This window comes from Streptomyces sp. SudanB52_2052 (assembly GCF_964272415.1).
GTDB classification, from domain to species: domain Bacteria; phylum Actinomycetota; class Actinomycetes; order Streptomycetales; family Streptomycetaceae; genus Streptomyces; species Streptomyces olindensis.
Genome location: NZ_OZ186796.1, coordinates 3,500,660 through 3,517,862, shown reverse-complemented (window position 1 = coordinate 3,517,862; position 17,203 = coordinate 3,500,660). Strand labels below are relative to the sequence as shown.

The 17,203-nt window shown below is 71.4% G+C and carries 16 protein-coding genes and 1 pseudogene; 6 read left to right on the top strand and 11 right to left on the bottom strand.

Annotated elements, in window-relative coordinates; all coding sequences use genetic code 11:
• Window positions 1-97 precede the first annotated feature (97 nt).
• Window positions 98-1,654 carry an ABC transporter substrate-binding protein gene (locus ACSUPV_RS15390; protein WP_436947673.1) on the top strand — a complete coding sequence of 519 codons (1,557 nt, stop codon included), beginning with the start codon at window positions 98-100 and terminating at the stop codon, window positions 1,652-1,654.
• A 9-nt stretch (window positions 1,655-1,663) separates the two neighbouring features.
• On the opposite strand, the gene ACSUPV_RS15385 is transcribed toward ACSUPV_RS15390, so the two are convergent.
• From ACSUPV_RS15385 to ACSUPV_RS15345, 9 genes and pseudogenes are all read right to left on the bottom strand, one after another.
• Window positions 1,664-2,410, bottom strand: a complete 747-nt coding sequence (locus ACSUPV_RS15385; RefSeq protein ID WP_037757463.1) for a TetR/AcrR family transcriptional regulator — start codon at window positions 2,408-2,410, stop codon at window positions 1,664-1,666.
• 17 nt (window positions 2,411-2,427) lie between these two features.
• Entirely contained in the window at window positions 2,428-2,961 is a 534-nt protein-coding gene (locus ACSUPV_RS15380) for a thiol-disulfide oxidoreductase DCC family protein (protein WP_037757466.1), read from the bottom strand.
• Window positions 2,962-2,975: 14 nt separating this feature from the next.
• Window positions 2,976-3,383 carry a hypothetical protein gene (locus ACSUPV_RS15375; protein ID WP_031119862.1) on the bottom strand — a complete coding sequence of 136 codons (408 nt, stop codon included), beginning with the start codon at window positions 3,381-3,383 and terminating at the stop codon, window positions 2,976-2,978.
• Window positions 3,384-3,533: 150 nt separating this feature from the next.
• Window positions 3,534-4,154: pseudogene (locus ACSUPV_RS15370) on the bottom strand (Uma2 family endonuclease).
• Between the two features lie 153 nt (window positions 4,155-4,307).
• Window positions 4,308-5,087, bottom strand: coding sequence for a succinate dehydrogenase iron-sulfur subunit (locus ACSUPV_RS15365; protein ID WP_031119860.1), 780 nt, complete (start codon window positions 5,085-5,087; stop codon window positions 4,308-4,310).
• Window positions 5,087-6,841, bottom strand: coding sequence for a succinate dehydrogenase flavoprotein subunit (gene sdhA / locus ACSUPV_RS15360; protein WP_031119859.1), 1,755 nt, complete (start codon window positions 6,839-6,841; stop codon window positions 5,087-5,089). Before sdhA ends, ACSUPV_RS15365 begins: the two co-directional genes overlap by 1 nt.
• Window positions 6,842-6,860: 19 nt before the next feature.
• Complete coding sequence (locus ACSUPV_RS15355) at window positions 6,861-7,343, bottom strand: succinate dehydrogenase hydrophobic membrane anchor subunit (protein WP_037757478.1); 483 nt, start codon at window positions 7,341-7,343, stop codon at window positions 6,861-6,863.
• A 5-nt stretch (window positions 7,344-7,348) separates the two neighbouring features.
• Window positions 7,349-7,729 carry a succinate dehydrogenase, cytochrome b556 subunit gene (sdhC, locus tag ACSUPV_RS15350; RefSeq protein ID WP_010047075.1) on the bottom strand — a complete coding sequence of 127 codons (381 nt, stop codon included), beginning with the start codon at window positions 7,727-7,729 and terminating at the stop codon, window positions 7,349-7,351.
• A 221-nt stretch (window positions 7,730-7,950) separates the two neighbouring features.
• Window positions 7,951-8,424, bottom strand: a complete 474-nt coding sequence (locus ACSUPV_RS15345) for a 2-oxo-4-hydroxy-4-carboxy-5-ureidoimidazoline decarboxylase (RefSeq protein ID WP_436947671.1) — start codon at window positions 8,422-8,424, stop codon at window positions 7,951-7,953.
• Between the two features lie 290 nt (window positions 8,425-8,714).
• On the opposite strand from ACSUPV_RS15345, the gene ACSUPV_RS15340 reads away from it, so the two are divergent.
• The 4 genes from ACSUPV_RS15340 to ACSUPV_RS15325 all read left to right on the top strand — a co-directional run bounded on the left by ACSUPV_RS15340 (window position 8,715) and on the right by ACSUPV_RS15325 (window position 12,126).
• Window positions 8,715-10,310, top strand: a complete 1,596-nt coding sequence (locus tag ACSUPV_RS15340) for a beta-N-acetylhexosaminidase (RefSeq protein WP_436949903.1) — start codon at window positions 8,715-8,717, stop codon at window positions 10,308-10,310.
• Between the two features lie 96 nt (window positions 10,311-10,406).
• Window positions 10,407-10,913: a hypothetical protein gene (locus ACSUPV_RS15335; RefSeq protein ID WP_037757485.1), complete on the top strand. Its 507-nt coding sequence runs from the start codon at window positions 10,407-10,409 to the stop codon at window positions 10,911-10,913.
• A gap of 108 nt (window positions 10,914-11,021) precedes the next feature.
• Entirely contained in the window at window positions 11,022-11,576 is a 555-nt protein-coding gene (locus tag ACSUPV_RS15330; RefSeq protein WP_031119853.1) for a hypothetical protein, read from the top strand.
• 154 nt (window positions 11,577-11,730) lie between these two features.
• On the top strand, window positions 11,731-12,126 hold the full coding sequence (locus ACSUPV_RS15325; protein ID WP_436947670.1) for a hypothetical protein: 396 nt from the start codon (window positions 11,731-11,733) through the stop codon (window positions 12,124-12,126).
• A gap of 17 nt (window positions 12,127-12,143) precedes the next feature.
• Here ACSUPV_RS15325 and ACSUPV_RS15320 read toward each other — a convergent pair whose 3' ends face one another.
• Both ACSUPV_RS15320 and ACSUPV_RS15315 read right to left on the bottom strand, forming a co-directional pair.
• A complete protein-coding gene (locus ACSUPV_RS15320; RefSeq protein ID WP_436947669.1) occupies window positions 12,144-13,340 on the bottom strand; it encodes an N-acetylmuramoyl-L-alanine amidase in 1,197 nt (398 codons plus the stop codon).
• Window positions 13,341-13,469: 129 nt separating this feature from the next.
• Window positions 13,470-16,061 carry an N-acetylmuramoyl-L-alanine amidase gene (locus ACSUPV_RS15315; protein ID WP_436949902.1) on the bottom strand — a complete coding sequence of 864 codons (2,592 nt, stop codon included), beginning with the start codon at window positions 16,059-16,061 and terminating at the stop codon, window positions 13,470-13,472.
• A gap of 371 nt (window positions 16,062-16,432) precedes the next feature.
• Here ACSUPV_RS15315 and ACSUPV_RS15310 point away from each other — a divergent pair, with 371 nt between their 5' ends.
• A complete protein-coding gene (locus tag ACSUPV_RS15310) occupies window positions 16,433-17,050 on the top strand; it encodes an RNA polymerase sigma factor (protein ID WP_031119848.1) in 618 nt (205 codons plus the stop codon).
• The last annotated feature ends 153 nt before the right edge of the window (window positions 17,051-17,203 follow it).

Sequence of the window (17,203 nt, the reverse complement as noted above, 5' to 3'; positions counted from 1 at the left end):
TCTTCCCCCGGGTCAAACACCTGTGATTGGGTGAGGCCGCCACGAAGGGGTGTGGCGTACGCACAGGGGCCCGAGGGCCCGGGGAAGGACAGGGCCGATGCGATCGGTTCGCATGCGGATACTCGCGGGGCTGCTCGTCCTGGCGGCCGTGGGAGTGGGAGCCTGGCAGCTCGTGCCGTCGAAGAACGACGGCGGCACCATCTCGGTCGGCACGACGGACGCCGTCACCTCACTCGACCCGGCCGGTGCCTACGACGCCGGCTCCTGGGCCCTGTTCAGCAACGTCTTCCAGTCGCTGCTGACCTTCGCGCCGGGCGGCACCGCACCCGTGCCCGACGCGGCGAAGAGCTGCTCCTTCACGAGCGGCGACCTGACCACGTACCGCTGCCGACTGCGGTCCGGCCTCACCTTTCCCAGCGGCCGGACGATGACCGCCGAGGACGTGAAGTACTCCTTCGACCGGATCCTGCGCATCAAGTCCCCCGTCGGCCCGGCGCCCCTGCTGGAGACCCTGCGTTCCGTGGACGCCGACGGCATGACCGTCACCTTCCACCTGTCCTCACCCGACGCCACGTTCCCGTTCAAGGTGGCCACCGGCGCCGGCTCGATCGTCGACCGCACCGCCTACCCGGCCGGCAAGCTGCGCACCGGCGACGGTGTCGACGGCACGGGCCCGTACACCCTCACCTCGTACACGAAGGACAAGGCGGCGGTCCTCGCGCCCAACCGGCACTACCAGGGCGCCGTCAAGGGCGGCGCCGACCGGCCCGTCGAACTGCGCTACTACGGCGACCCGGACGCCCTGGACACCGCCTGGAAGGACAAGCGGATCGAGGTCGCCACCCGGCAGCTGCCGCCGCGGGTGCTGGCCGACCTGAACCCCAGCGACCCCACGCAGCGCGTCTTCGAGGCGGACGGCTCCGAGACCCGGAACCTGTACTTCAACACCCGTGCGGGCAAGCCCCTGCACAACCCGAAGGTCCGGCAGGCGATGGCCTGGCTCATCGACCGGGAACGGCTGGCCGCCACCGTGTACGACGGGACGGTCGACCCGCTGTACTCGCTGATCCCGGCCGGACTCACCGGCCACACCGCCTCCTTCTTCGACGACTACCCGAAGCAGGACCCCGAGAAGGCGCGGCAACTCCTCACCGAGGCCGGTGTGACGCTGCCGGTCCGCTTCACCTACGGCTACGCCGAGGGCCGCGGCGCCGGTGCCCAGGAGGCCGCCGAGATCAAGCGGGAGCTGGAGGCGAGCGGCCTGTTCAAGGTCACCGTCCAGGGCTACGAGTGGACCGACTTCCAGAAGCGCTGGGCGAGCGGCAAGCTCGACGCGTACGCCGTCGGCTGGGTCGCCGACTTCCCCGACCCCGACACCTTCGGCGCCGCGCTCGTCGGCACCGGCAGTGCGATGAACACCGGCTACAGCAGCAGAACGGTCGACCGGCTCATCACCGACAGCCAGCGCTACGCCGACCGCGGCGAGGCCGACCGGGACTTCCGCGCGGTGCAGCAGACCGTCGCGCAGGACGTGCCGGTGCTGCCGCTGTGGCAGGCGAAGGAGTACGTCGTCACCACCGAGGACGTCGGCGGCGGCCAGTACCTCTCGGACGGCACGGGCGTGTTCCGCCTCTGGAGCCTCACGGGGATCTGACGACAGAACCTACGGGGTGTCGCCGCGCAGCGCGGCCGGGTCAGGGATGGCCCGTGTCATCCCCGGCAGGAAGTCCGTGAACAGCTCGTGCACCTCGCGCACGAGCGGCCGCAGCACCCGGAAGCGGGCCAGGGCGACGCCCCGCGCGGTGAGCCGGGCCCCGCGCTCGGCGAGCCGGTAGCTGCGCTCCCGCCCCTCGGTCCGGTCGAAGATCCAGTACAGGCAGAGGCCCATCTGGGACAGCCACATCAACTCGGGGAGGATGCCCCGCAGTTCCTCGGGGACCTTGGTCTTCGTCGCCCCGGCCAGCACCTGCCGGTGCACACTGATGGCCTCCTCGCGCGCGTGCTCCGACTCGGGCGAGAAGGGGCTGAGCGGGCTGTCCGGATCGGCGGCGTTCTTGAAGAACTGCACCGCGAACTCGTGGTACGGCGCGGCGATGTCCAGCCACGCCCGCAGCACACCCGCGAGACGCGCCTCCAGGTCGGTCTCCCGCTCCAGGATCTCCCGGACCGCCACCTGGTGTTCGGCGGCGATCCGGTCGTAGAAGCCCTGGATCAGGTGCTCCTTGCCCGCGAAGTAGTAGTACGCGTTGCCGACGGAGACCCCGGCCTCCTTGGCGATGGCCCGCATCGTCGTCTTGTCGTAGCCGTTCTCCTGGAACAGCCGCATGGCCGTCTCCAGGATCAGCGCGCGGGTCTGCTCGGACTTGGTCGGGTGGGCGCCGTCGTCGGGGCCGTCGTTCTTCGCGGGCACGGAAAGAGAGCCTAACGTCAGCGCCCGGGCACTCGGCCAGGGGCGCAGCCGCCGTCGGCGCAGCCCGGGGCGGTGTAGGTCCAGCCGCCGTCCGGGGCGTACGCCCACCCGTCCGCCCGCCGGTACACCCGCCCGCCCCACGGGGCCCCACCCTGCCGCCCCCGGTGCCGCTGCGCCCCGCGCCACTTGGCGGCGGCGAGCACGGCGCCCCTGGCGAGCCGGGCGCCCGACGGCGTGCTCAGCCGGTGGGCTAGCGGCCGGTGCTCCCTGAGCGCCCACAGGGTGACGACCCAGGCGGCGGGGCCCTGGTAGACCTGCCCGGCGTCACCCACGACGGTGATCTCGTCGAGGGTGCGGCCATGGTCGAGGCCGGGGTGGCGCCGCCGGGCCTCCTCGGAGCCGGCCGGGACCAGCTCCAGCGGCACGAGCTGGTGCTGCCGCCGGAGCCAGTCGCGCAGGAACCTGCACAGGGAGCACTCGGCGTCGTAGAGGACGGTGAGCCGGCGGACCGGGGCGGCGTCCGGACGCGGGCCCGGCGCGGTGGCGTTCATGTGCCGGTCTCCGCTCAGGCCCGGGCCTGCGGGGCGACCCAGCCCTGCGGCGGCACCGGCGGCACCTGCTCCCGCTCCATGGCGCCCCGGCGCCGGATCCGGTTGAGCACGTAGACGTTGGCCAGGTGCATCACGCCGAGCACCAGCAGCACCACGCCGAGCTTGGTCGACAGGGCCTCGAAGACCCCGCGCGTGTCGGTGATGGTCTCGTCGCCGCTCAGGTACAGGGCGACGAACCCGAGGTTGACGAGGTAGAAGCCGACCACCAGGAGGTGGTTGACGGCGTCGGCGAGCTTCTCGTTGCCGTGCAGCACGTCGGCGAGGAAGATCCTGCCGTTCCGGCTGAGCGTGCGGGCCACCCAGATGGTCAGGCCGATGCTGACCAGCAGGTAGATGACGTAGGCGACGACCGTGCGGTCCATTGCCCCCACCCTTCTTGAACACGTTCAAAACGCTGTCGAGGGTGACTGTAGACCTCTTTTTGAACATGTTCAACGCGTGGTGCCGGGGCAATGCCGCCGGCGGACGACACGAGGATCACGGACCCGACGATGCTGAGCCGGCTGTGAGCCTCAGTCGCTCGTCCTCGCCCGACCCGCCGTGAGGATCTCCGCCACGTCGAGGGTCACCTTCGCGCCGATGGAGTCAGGGAGGGAGACGAGCTCGCCGGGGGCATGCGGGCGGTGGTTCTCCTAGCCGCTTCCCACCGGGTCGGTCAGGACGTGGAGACGCTGGTGCTTGCGGTCCACGACGACGTAGACGGGCACCTTGGCCTCGGCATAGGCGGCGACCTTGGTCTTGAGGTCGTCCTTCCAGTTGCCGGAGGTGACCTCGAGCACGAGACGGAAGCAGGCGGGGTCGTACGCGTTGTTCTCGACGAGGTGGTCGTCGATGTCGGCGTCCACCACCACGAGGTCGGGGATGGCGTAGTCCTCACCACCCGTGGGGAGCCACAGCCCGACGTTCTGAAGGACCTCGGTTTCGCCGTCGTCGAGTCCTGCTGCGATGAACGGACGCATGAGTTTGGTAAGGGCGCGGGCGTGGGGAGCATCCGGGGACGGGGTCACGAGGAGATGGCCTCCGATGATCTCGACGCGGTAGCCCGGATGGCGCTCCATGATCTCGTCGGCGATGGTCGTCAGGGTGACCGGCTCTTCGTCGTGGAAGGGCTGCTCGACGGAAGCTGCGGACATCAGGTGCCTCCTGGGGGCTGGTGTCGAGAGCATCATCGTAGGCCGGACACCCCCCGCGCGTCCGGTCCCGGACTCGTTCACCCGATGGTGTGGCATATGCCAGAAGGCCCCGTCACCAGCGGAGACGGGGCCTTCTCGGTCGAGCGGTCGGGCTCAGTAGCGGCGCGTGATCAGCGCCCTCTTCACCTCGGCGATCGCCTTCGTGACCTCGATACCGCGCGGGCAGGCGTCCGTGCAGTTGAAGGTCGTGCGGCAGCGCCACACGCCGTCGCGGTCGTTGAGGATCTCCAGGCGCTGCTCGCCCGCCTCGTCACGCGAGTCGAAGATGAAGCGGTGCGCGTTGACGATGGCGGCCGGGCCGAAGTACTGGCCGTCGTTCCAGAAGACCGGGCACGACGTGGTGCAGGCCGCGCAGAGGATGCACTTCGTGGTGTCGTCGAAGCGCTCGCGGTCCTCGGCGGACTGCAGCCGCTCACGCGTGGGCTCGTTCGTGTCCTTCGTGATGAGGAAGGGCATGACGTCCCGGTACGCCTGGAAGAACGGCTCCATGTCGACCACGAGGTCCTTCAGGACCGTGAGGCCCTTGATGGGCTCGACCGTGATCGGCTTCTCGGGGCTGATGTCCTTGATCAGCGTCTTGCAGGCCAGGCGGTTCTTGCCGTTGATCCGCATGGCGTCCGAGCCGCAGATGCCGTGCGCGCAGGAGCGGCGGAACGTCAGCGTGCCGTCAAGCTCCCACTTGATCTTGTGGAGGGCGTCCAGGACGCGCTCCTTCGGGTCGATCTCGACCTGGAAGTCCTCCCAGGTCGCGTCCGCCGCGACCTCCGGGTTGAAGCGGCGGACCCGGAAGGTGACCGTGATGTAGGGGGAGTCGGCGAAACCGGGCTCGGGCTTGCCGGCCGCGTCTTCCTTGTCCAGAACAGGGGTAGCCATCAGTACTTACGCTCCATCGGCTGGTAGCGGGTCTGGACGACCGGCTTGTAGTCGAGACGGACGGTTTCGGAGCCGTCGGCGCCGACCTCGCGGTACGCCATGGTGTGCCGCATGAAGTTGACGTCGTCGCGGTTCGGGTAGTCCTCGCGGTAGTGACCGCCGCGGGACTCCTTGCGGGCCAGCGCGGAGACCGCCATGACCTCGGCGAGGTCGAGCAGGTTGCCCAGCTCGACGGCCTCCAGCAGGTCCGTGTTGAACCGCTTGCCCTTGTCCTGGATCGAGACGTTCTTGTAGCGCTCGCGCAGCTCCGCGATCTTCTCGACCGCCGTCTTGATGGTCTGCTCGGTGCGGAACACCATGACGTTGGCGTCCATGGTCTCCTGCAGCTCGCGCCGCAGGACCGACACCCGCTCGGAACCGGTGGAGTTGCGCAGCCGCTCCACCTGCTCCAGTACGAGCTCCGCCGGGTTCTCGGGCAGCTCGACGAAGTCCGCCTTCTGCGCGTACTCCGCGGCGGCGATGCCCGCGCGCTTGCCGAAGACGTTGATGTCCAGCAGCGAGTTGGTGCCCAGGCGGTTGGCGCCGTGCACGGACACGCAGGCGACCTCGCCGGCCGCGTACAGGCCCGGGACGACCGTGGTGTTGTCCGCCAGGACCTCACCCTCGACGTTGGTCGGGATGCCGCCCATCGCGTAGTGCGCGGTGGGCTGGATCGGGATCGGGTCCGTGTAGGGCTCGATGCCGAGGTACGTACGCGCGAACTCGGTGATGTCCGGGAGCTTGGCGTCCAGCTGCTCCGGCGGGAGGTGCGTGAGGTCGAGGTAGACGTGGTCGCCCTCGGGACCGCAGCCGCGGCCCTCACGGATCTCCGTGTAGATGGAGCGGGAGACGACGTCACGGGACGCGAGGTCCTTCATGACCGGCGCGTACTTCTCCATGAAGCGCTCGCCGTCCTTGTTGCGGAGGATGCCGCCCTCACCGCGGGCGCCCTCCGTCAGCAGGATGCCCATGCGCCAGATGCCGGTCGGGTGGAACTGGAAGAACTCCATGTCCTCCAGCGGGATGCCCCGCCGGTACACGGCCGCCTGGCCGTCACCGGTCAGCGTGTGCGCGTTGGACGTCACCTTGAAGAACTTGCCGCAGCCGCCGGAGGCGTAGATCACGGACTTCGCGTGGAAGACGTGGATCTCGCCGGTCGCCAGCTCGTACGCCACCACACCGGCCGACTTCTTGACGCCGTCGACCTCGGTGATCAGCTGGTCCAGGACGTAGAACTCGTTGTAGAACTCCACGCCCTCCTTGACGCAGTTCTGGTACAGCGTCTGGAGGATCATGTGGCCGGTGCGGTCGGCCGCGTAGCAGGAGCGGCGGACCGGGGCCTCGCCGTGGTTGCGGCTGTGACCGCCGAAGCGGCGCTGGTCGATGGTGCCGTTCGGGGTGCGGTTGAACGGCAGGCCCATCTTCTCCAGGTCGAGGACGGAGTCGATGGCCTCCTTCGCGAGGATCTCGGCGGCGTCCTGGTCGACCAGGTAGTCACCGCCCTTGACCGTGTCGAAGGTGTGCCACTCCCAGTTGTCCTCCTCCACGTTGGCCAGCGCGGCGGCCATGCCGCCCTGCGCGGCGCCCGTGTGGGAGCGGGTGGGGTAGAGCTTGGTCAGGACGGCCGTGCGGCTGCGCTTGGTGGACTCGATGGCCGCGCGCATGCCCGCGCCACCGGCGCCGACGATGACGGTGTCGTACTTGTGGATCTTCATGATTCTCGCAGCCCCGTGCCTAGCGGATGTTCGGGTCGAAGGTGAAGATCACCAGCGTGCCCAGCAGGATGGTGAACACCGTGGCCGTGTAGAGCAGGCCCTTGAGCCACAGCCGGGTGTTCGCGCGCTCCGCGTAGTCGTTGATGACCGTGCGCAGGCCGTTGGCGCCGTGCAGCATCGCCAGCCACAGCATCAGCAGGTCCCAGACCTGCCAGAAGGGGCTCGCCCAGCGGCCCGCCACGAAGGCGAAACCGACCTTGGAGACACCGCCGTCCAGCACGAGCTGGATCAGCAGGTGGCCGATGACGAGGACGACCAGCACGATGCCGGACAGGCGCATGAACAGCCAGGCGGCCAGCTCGAAGTTGCCCCGGGTGGTCTTCGGGGTCTTCTTGGTGCGCTTGCGCGGGGCCTCGATCAAGGGGGCCGGGTTGTCGACGGTGTAGACGGCGCCACCCTCGACGGGGCCGACGCCGGCGGCGGTCTTCTCAGTCGTGGACATTGGCGTCAGCTCCCGAACAGTTCACGAGCGGCGTGGCCGAGGACGGGGTAGATCGCCCCGAGCATCAGCACGACCCACAGGGCGACGACCGTCCAGAGCATCTGCTTCTGGTAGCGGGCGCCCTTGATCCAGAAGTCGACGGCGATGACACGCAGGCCGTTGAGCGCGTGGAAGAGGATGGCGGCGACGAGGCCGTACTCCAGCAGCGCGACGATCGGCGTCTTGTACGTGGCCACGACGTTGTCGTAGGCCTCCGGGGACACCCGCACGAGAGCGGTGTCCAGCACGTGGACGAACAGGAAGAAGAAAATGAGGACGCCGGTGACTCGGTGAGCCACCCAGGACCACATTCCTTCCCGGCCGCGGTACAGCGTTCCAGCCGGCACGGAAGTTTCCTCCGGGAGCGGGGATTGGGGCCGCGCCGGCTTGGTGTGTCGGTCGGGCCCGGCCGGGTACGGTCCACCGGCCCCCAGCATCGTAGCGAGGCGCTGCCGCCGGGCTGAGCGGGGGGTCCGGGGTGTGATCAAACTGGCACGCAAAGAGGTGGCAGGTGGACTAGCGCGGCCAGGGGCTGTGGGGTGCGCCCAGGCCCGCCGGGTGCGGGCCGTCAGTGGTTGATCGCGCAGTTCCCCGCGTCCCTGAGGGCGGTCAGCAGACGCCCCCTGGCAAGGCGCCGGAGTTCGTCCGCCGTCACGGCCCGCTCCTCCTCCGGATCGTTCGTCAATCGTGACCGGATGGCTTCCAGGATGCGGTCGAGGACCTCTGCCGGGGCCACGCCGTCCAGGCAGATGACGAACACGTGTCCGAAGCGGGCCTCGTAGGCGGCGTGGGCCGCGCTGAGGGCCGTGTGGGCCGCGGAGTAGGTGTCCGGCGGGAGGGGCGGGAGGGACTCCGTGGCCAGGGCCTCAATGAGGTCGGCCCAGGTCAGGTCGTAGGCCGCCTCGTCGGCGGCGGCGAGCAGGGAGTCGAGGTTCGGGTAGGGGCGGTGCTCCGCGACACGCCCGGCCCAGCGCGGGCTGCGGAGGCAGCTGAGGAGGGTCTGCTCCAGATCCTCGGCGGAGGCAGTGTTGAAGTGCTCCACCGGTATGGCGAGTCGGCCGGGGAGGTCGGGGAGACGGTGCGCAGGCAGCGTGGGTCCTCGTGGGCGTCACGTGTGTCGGCAGGGCATGTTGTGAGAGATGTGACGTCACGCTATCGAGTACGACCATGACGTGTCCGACGGATGCCCGAATTTCACCCGGGAGAGAGAGTTCCGGCACGCGTGGTGGACGCGCGCCGGGTGAGGTCGGGTCTTAGGTTGGCGATGTGAGTCAGCACAGGCGCCGGATGCCGGCGAAGCAGGGAAAGCAGCGGCAGGTGCTGGTCGTGGCCATGGCGGTAGCCCTGGTCGTGGTCGCGGCCGGGGTGAGTCTCGGGCTCTGGGCGGCCTCGGGCGGTGAGGGCGGTGCCACCGGGCCGGAGGCCAGAGCCTCCCGGGGCGGGGCCGCGGCCGCGCCCACCATCACCGGGCCGGGCACCAGTCCCAGCCCGACCCGCTCGTACCCGCTGTCCGAGGCGCCCCGCACCATCCCCGCCGTGCGCGACCACACGCCGGCGCGCGGCCCGGGCTGGCGCCCCGAGAAGGGCGACCGCGTGGTCGTGGACGACCCGGCGCTGGCCGACGAGGGGCGGCTGATCGCCGGTGAGCTGGGGCTGTCGTACCAGGGCGAGAAGAGCGACAAGCGGGCCGGGGACCTGCGGCTCGGCCTGAACGAGGACGAGGGCGCGAACCCGGAGTCGTACGTGATGACCGTGCGCGACGGGCGCGTCGAGATCAGCGGGCCGGCCGAGGCCGGTGTCTTCTACGGCACCCGCACGCTCAAGCAGGCGGCGCACGACGGCGGGACGGCGCCCGAGGGCGTGGTACGCGACGAACCGGCCAAGCCGCAGCGCGGGTTCATGCTGGACATCGCGCGCAAGAACTTCACGGCCGGCTGGATCGAGGACCGGATCCGGGAACTGGGCGACCTGAAGTTCAACCAGCTGGGACTGCACTTCTCCGACGACCAGGGCTTCCGGATCGAGTCCGTCTCGCACCCGGAGGTCGTGTCCGAGCAGCACCTGACCAAGGCCCAGGTGCGGAAGATCGTCGACCTCGCGAAGAGCCGGCACATCACCGTCGTGCCCGAGATCGACTCGCCCGGGCACCTCGGCGCCGTCCTCGACGCCCACCCCGACCTCCAGTTGCGCAGCGCGCAGGGGTCGGCGGTGCAGGGCGCCATCGACATCTCCAAGAGCGAGAGCGCCGACATCGTCGACGACCTGCTGAACGAGTACGCCGACCTCTTCCCCGGCGGGCCCTGGCACCTCGGCGGCGACGAGTACCAGGCGCTGACCCGCTCGAACCCGGAAGCCTCCTTCCCGCAGCTGGCCGCCGCCGCCCGGGAGCAGTACGGCTCCGGCGCGACGGTCGCCGACCTCACCACCGGCTGGCTCAACGACCGGGCCGCCACCGTCCGCAAGCACCAGCGCACCCCACGCGCGTGGAACGACGGCTTCTTCCGCGGCACGTCCGTCGAGGCCGCCAAGGACATCCAGGTCGCCTACTGGACGGGCAAGGAGATCGGCGCCCGGCAGCCCGCGGAGTACCTGAGCGCGGGCCGCAAGGTGATCAACTACAACGACGAGTTCCTGTACTACGTGCTCGGTGAGCCGCAGACCTTCGTCTACCCGACGGGGCAGCGGATCTACGAGCAGTGGACGCCGCGGGTGCTGCGCGGCACCACGGCCGTGCCGGAGCGCTACGACGGGCAGATCCTCGGCGGCTCCTTCGCCGTCTGGGGCGACCGCCCGAACGCCCAGACGCAGGACCAGGTGGCGGCCGGGATCCGGATGCCGCTGCGGGCGACCGTGCAGAAGCTGTGGAACCCCGACCGGCCCGAGCTGTCCTGGACGGAGTTCCGTGCACTGGCGGACAGGCTCGGCTGACTCGGCGCGCATTGGCCCATACGGCTGCGAACTCCCGTACGGCTGTGGTGGTCTTCTGACGGGAGCCGAATCGAATATGCCGGGGGGAACCGGGACATGGGCTACTGGGGTTACTTCGTCGTGGGCCGGGGGGAACGGCCGCTCGCGGAGCTGGACGCGCTGGCGCAGGCCGGTGACGCCCTGACGCGGCGCGCCTCGGCGCCGGGCGGGTGGCAGCTCTGGGAGTACCCGAGTGGGGACGGCGACGTCGGGAACATGAACGTCCTCGCCCGGGAGACCGGGGCGCCCGCGCTCTTCGGGTACGTCATGAACAGTGCGTGCGTGGTGCTGGAGGCCGCCGGGCCGGAGAGCGGGGCCTGGACGACCTGCCTCGGACGGGCCGCCATGGCCGGGTACCTCGGGGCCGACCGGGAGGGCCTCACGCTGGAGGACTACTTCCTGGAACCCGGCGACGCCGCCGAGCGCGCCGTCCGCTGGGCCGCCGAGGCCGGGCACGAGGTGAACGCCGACACGCTGCTGGACGTACTGACTTCAGACCCCGATCCCCTGGCCGAAAACCTTTTGTTCCGCTTCCTCGACAGGCTGGGCGTGGTGCCCCTGTGACACTCCGGGGCCGTCGCACGCAGTAAGGGGAAGTGCGGGTTCCGTGAGGGGCGGGGGCTGGAAGCGGCCTGGTAGGGCCCCGGAGAAGGCCCGCGGAGGGAGGCGTGGATGAGCCTGGTGGAGTTGATCGCACAGGCCGATGAACGCGGGCTGGCCGCGAGCGGGCTGGCTTGTTTGGATCGGTGTGTGCCCCTGCTGGGCGGCGACGACGAGATCCTGCGCCCGCTGTGGGCGAGCCTCACCGACGGCGCCGACGCCGAGGAGTGGGGCGAGCGGCTGGAGCAGGCGCGCGGGAAGCTGGACGTCGCGGGCGCCGAGGACGAGGCGGTCCTGCTCGCCCACCGGATGCTGGAGGCCGCCCCCGCCGGGCGGGCCGCCGCCGAGGTGCGGGTGTGGGCCGACGCCTGCTCCGTCGCCTCCCTCCAGATCCACCGCCTCCTCGACACCGCCGAGGACGAGGCCTCGTCCGTCGCCGTGCGCCGCGAGGGCCGCACGGAGGGCATGTCGCCGCTCGTCGCCGCGGAACTGCGCCGTCAGATCGTCGTGCTGGAGGTCCTGGCCGGGCACGGCCCGGCCGGGCTGCGCCGGGCGCTGGAGGTCTCGACGGAGGGGCGGCGGGTGCTGCGCGCGGTGGTGTCGCGGCGAACCCGGCAACACGGCTGAAAACGGGGCCACCGACGCCTTTGACCGGCCCAAACCCTGAATTCTGGAAGGGTCCTGTGACCGTCCCTCGAGTGCGGTGGGGCGGTCCTGCGCCGGTTGCGGGAAGCCGCCGGTTCCGCGTGACGAAAGCCCGCGCCGCGGCGCTCTTCGGGATGTGACGACTCAAGCGGAGACCAGGCCGTCGGCGGCGGCGAAACCGCTGCGGTGGGCCGCGGACACGGTGGCGACGATGCGCGAGGGGGCACGGCTGCGCCTCGACTATTCGCCGCAGAGTCTGTGGAGCATCGACCGGATGATCGAGGGGATACGGCGGGAGGGGGCGCCCTACGCGGCCGTGGCGGAGGTGCTGCGCGGATTCGGCGCCTACGCCGGTGAGGTGATGGTGCGTCAGACCGGCGCCGAGTGGTGGGCGACCGGCGGCGACCACTGGATCCGCACTCCCGACGGACGCCTGTGGGACCCGATCGACGAGGCCCGGCGCACGTACGCCGGGAACGGATCGCTGCGGCTGCTGTGCCGGGACGCGGCGGACTCCGCGTCCCGGCGGTAGGTTCTGCGGCGATAGGTTCAGCGGCCGAGCACGCCCCCGGTCCAGGGCCCGGTCGGCTCCGGGGCGGACTCCATGGGCTTGCCGGCGTTCCCGGCGAGGGTGCGGATCTCCGGCAGGTCGTCGTAGAGCTTCTGGCCGGGGCAGGCGGTCGGGTAGCCGTCGCGGTGCCCGGAGATGCGGTGCAGCGTGACCTTCTCGCCCAGCTTGTACTTGCCGTTGTCGGCACCGGCGGTCAGCACCGTCGTCCCGGTCGGGTCGAGGCCGTACAGGCCGAGCTTCCAGGCGGCGACCTTCGCGACCGACCCGCGCACCGCGGTGTTCGTGGTCGCCGTGGTGTAGTCGCCGAGCACCGAGACGCTGCTGGTGGCGGTGTTGAAGCCGTAGGTGTGCGCGCCGAGGACGGGCTTGTCGACGCCGCCCGCCCGGCCCTCGAAGACGGTGCCGCACTTGTCGACGAGGAAGTGGTAGCCGATGTCGTTCCAGCCGTTGCTGCGCACGTGGTAGAGGAACACGCCGCGCACGATCGACGCGGACTCCTCGCAGGTGTAGTCGTTGGTGCCCGCCGTGTGGTGGACGAACATCGCCTTGGTGTCGGCGGTGTAGGTGGGCGGGTCCTTCACCAGGGACTCGTCGGCGCCCCAGGCGGAGCGCGGCGTCACGGCGGGGCGCTCGGCCGAGGGCGCTCCGGCGGCCGGCCCGACGACGTCCGGCCCGACGACGTCCGGCCCGACCGCGTCCGGCTCGACGACCGCGGTGTGCACGGCGTCCGTCCCGCCCTCGGGATCGACCAGTTCGACGCGCAGCCCCGCGGGCAGCGAGGAACCCGAGACGCGCACCTGGACGCCGTCCGAGGGCCCGGCCCACAGCGGCTGGGTGCCGCCGCGCACCGAGGCGCCGTCGCGGTCGGGGCCGGTCTCGGGCGTCCGCACGTCGGTGTCCAGGGCGTGCCACGGGCTCCACTCGCCGCTCTCCCGGGAGCGGGTGCGCACCTGTGCGGTGCCGTCGAGGGCCGCGTCGGGGTCGTCCCAGGTGATCCCGAGCATGCTGAACGGCTCGGTGGTGCGGGGTGCGAGGGACCGCTCGTGCGGATCGCCGCCCGGCACCCGGACGGTGTGCACCCCGTCGGAGGAGGAGGCCAGGGCCGGTCCGGTCGGCCCCAGGGCGCCGAGGGCCAGGGCCGTGGCGACGGCGGTGCGCAGCAGAAGGCGTGTCATTCGGGCTCGTCTCCGGTCCACTTGCGGGGCGGCGTGATGTCGTGATCGTCCTTCCCGCCCGGCCGGGCCGTCCGTTCGCCCGCCGGGAGAAATCCGGCGAACGGAGGACGGCCGCGGACCGGCGATGTGTCACGGCGTCAGCGTCTGGCCCAAGTGGGCGTCCGTCGGCGTGCCCAGCGTGGTCTTGCTGAAGATGACGGAGTCGGCGTAACCGAGCCCGGTGCTGTTGCTCGGCAGGTGCAGCAGGATGCCGTCGCCCCCGTCCTCGCCGTCGGCGCCGAGGGTGAGGTCCGCCCGGCCGTAGCCGGACAGGTCCGTCAGCGACACGGAAGAGCCGAGGCGGTCGTCGGTCTCCGTGGAGCCCGGGATGCCGGAGGTGTCCTGCGAGACGCCGATCGAGCCGGAGCCGGTCAGGCCGGACGCGGAGCCCTTGACGAGGATGGCGTTGCCCGCGTTGGCGCGGTTGGCGCCGTCCCGGGTGAGGTCCTCGCCCGGGGCGCCCGCGAGGGCGTCCGCGTAGCCGTCGGCGTTGTAGTCGCCGACCGAGACGGAGGTGCCGAGGGCGTCCCCGGACTCGTTGCCGCCCGGCACGTACGCCGTGTCCTGGTGGATCACGGTCATGCCGGTGGTGGTGAAGCCGGTGGACGTGCCGGGGACCAGGGTGATCTGGCCGCCGGTCTTCCCGCCCGACTCGGAGGCGACGGGCTGGCCGATGACGATGTCGTCGTAGCCGTTGCCGTTGACGTCGCCGGCCGCGAGGGACCGGCCGCCCTTGACCGAGATGACGCCGACCTTGGTCAGACCCGTCGCCGAGCCCGCGAAGCGGACCACGCGGCCGATGCCGCCGGTGTCGCGGTAGTTGAGGGCGATGTCCGCGTAGCCGTCCCGGTTGAAGTCGCCGGTCGCGGCGTCGAGGTAGGAGACGGAGCCCGTGGCCGTGGTGAGCGTGCCGTACTTGGTGGCGCCGCCGGTCAGCCGCGCGTTCCAGTTGCCGCCCTTGCCGGTGCCGGCGGAGAAGACGTCCGCCTTGCCGTCGCCGTTGAAGTCGCCGACGGCGACCGTGGAACCGAGCCTGGCGCCCGTCGAGGTGACCCCCGACGTGGCGTAGGAGAAGCCGGTGTCGAGGGCGGGGCCGTACATCACGGTGACGGAGCCGCGGTCGGCGTGACCGCTGGTGTCGTCCTCGCCGGGCGCGCCGATCGCGAGGTCGGCGTAGCCGTCGCCGTTGACGTCGCCCCAGGCGGTGGAGGTGCCGAAGCCGTCACCGGACTCGTTCGAGCCGGGGACGCCGGTGCTGTTCTGGCTGAGCGTCACCTTGGCGGCCGTGACCGGGCCGTCGACGCCGCCCGGGACGACGGTGACGGTGCCGCCGCCGCTCAGGGCCTTGGGCGTGCCCGCGACCAGGTCGGTGACGCCGTCCCGGTTGACGTCGGAGGTGGCCAGGGCGTGCGAGATGCCCGGGGTCTTGGCGACCTGGGCGATCCGGGAGAGCTGGGAGTAGAGGTTCGCGCCGGGGCAGGCGGTCGCGTTGGTGTCGCGGTGGCCGAAGACCCGGGGCAGCGTGATGGAGGTGCCCTTGGCGACCTTGTTGCCGTCCTGGCCGGCCGCGGTGCCGGAGGTGAGCGTCACCTTGCCGGTCGGGTCGATGCCGTACATCCCGAACTTCCAGGCGACGAGCCGGGAGATCGCGTCCAGCGCGGCGCGGCTCGGCTTGGCCTTCTCGAAGTTGCCGAGGTACGAGATGCCGACCGTGTCGGTGTTGAAGCCGACGTCGTGGGCGCCGGTGACCGGCAGGTCCATGCCGCCGCTGCGGCCCTCGAAGATCTGGCCGCACCGGTCGACGACGAAGTTGTAGCCGATGTCGTAGTAGCCGCGGGCGAAGTGCTCCTGCTGGATGGAGCGCATCCGGGCGCGGGACTGGGCGCAGGACAGGGTGTTGTCGCTGTCCATGCCGGTGTGGTGGACGACGGCGGCCTTGATCTCGGTGCCGTAGGCCGGCGTGCCGTCGTAGTCCGTGGAGGCGCCCCACTCGGCCTGCGTGATGACCGGCGGCTTGACGACCGTGGAGGGGCGGGGCGCGGGGACCGTGGAGGTCGGGGAGGGGGAGGCCGTCGGGGACGGGGAGGCGGACGTCGAAGCGGACGGGGACGAGGACGGGGACGCGGTGTCGCCGGGGGTGCCGGTCGGGGTGGCCGTGTCGGTCGGGGTGGCCGTGTCGGCCGGGGTCTCGGTGGGGACCGTCGGCTCGGTCGTCGGGGCCGGGGTCTCCTCGGCGTACGCCGCGGGCCGGATGCCGCCCTCGGGGTCGGTGCCCGGGTCGAGCAGCTTCACGTCCATGCCGGCGGGCTGGCCGCCCGCCTCGGTGCCGTCCGCGTTCACGACACGCACCTCGACGCCGTCCGCGTCGCCGGTCCACAGGGACTCGGTGCCGCCGCGCAGTGCGGCCCGCTCGCGCTCCGCGCCGTCGGCCTGGCTCGGCTCGGCCGACAGCTTCTGCCAGCCGGACCACCGCCGGCTCTCCAGGTCCCTGGTCCGCACCTCGGCGGTGCCCCGGACCCGGGCGTCGGGGTCGTCCCAGGTCACCAGCACCGCGCTGAACCGGTCCGTGTCCTGCTTGGCCAGGCCCTTGCGGCCGGCGCCCTTGTCCTTGAGCTTCACCGTGTGGACGGACGGCTTGCGGCTCTGCGCCGCGTCGCCGGACCCGCCCGGCGGATCGGCCATCGCGTACGTGACGACCCCCGCTCCGCTCAGGACGACGGCACCGACCGTCAGCCACGCCCGTCTCTTCAGACTGAGCGGTTTGTACGCGCGCGTGCTCCGAGGACTCAAAGACCCCACCCCTAGAAATGGACACAAGCGCACCTGCTGTCACACAGGTGCCATTCACCCAGCGCACAGCTCTGGCCAGACGTCACGCGGTCGTGGCGTTCCGCCCGCTGTGACACTTCTGCGCAGCCCGGCGCTGATGACCGTGGAGGACGTGGCACGGGCGCGTCCCCCGCGGTGCGGGCGCACCGGGCAGGGCATTCCGGGCATCCGGGGTGTTCCGGTCGGGCGGTCCGCCGCGCACTCGGTACGGACTAGGACGGTTCTTGGGCCAGGGAGGCGCACCCCGGCGCGTGCAGGCGCACGACGGGGAACTGGGCGCGGCCGTCGCGCGGGCCCAGAACGGTGACGAGGCGGCCTTCTCGGTCGCCTACCGGATCGTGCAACCCGGGCTGCTGGGCTATCTGCGCGGACTGGTCGGCGAGGACGCGGAGGACGTGGCCTCCGACGCCTGGCTGGAGATCGCCCGGGACCTGGGGCGGTTCAAGGGCGACGGCGCCGGGTTCCGCGGCTGGACGGCGACCATCGCCCGGCACCGGGCCCTGGACCACCTGCGCCGCCAGCGGGTACGGCCGCGGTCCTCCGCGCTGGAACAGGACGTCCTGGACCTGCCCGGGCCGCACAGCACCCACGACCAGGCCCTGGAGGCCATCTCCACCGAGCACGCCCTCCGGCTGGTCGGCGGCCTCCCGCAGGACCAGGCCGAGGCGGTGCTGCTCCGGGTCGTGGTGGGCCTCGACGGCCCCGCCGCCGCCCGCGTCCTCGGCAAGCGGCCGGGGGCCGTGCGGACGGCGGTGTACCGGGGACTGAAGCGTCTCGCCGCCCAGTTGGGCGCCGAAGGTGTGACGGATGAGGCTCCACGGACGCTGGGGGAGTCGAAATGAACGACGACGGCGGGCCGGGCGGACTGCCCCGGCCCGGTGCCCTGAACAGGGCGGGCGAGCGGAACGTATGGATCGGCCCCGGAACACCGGGCCGACCGGCCCGGTCGTGGGAACGCGGCGGGCCATGCGGAGCGCGTGGATCGAGCAGGGACG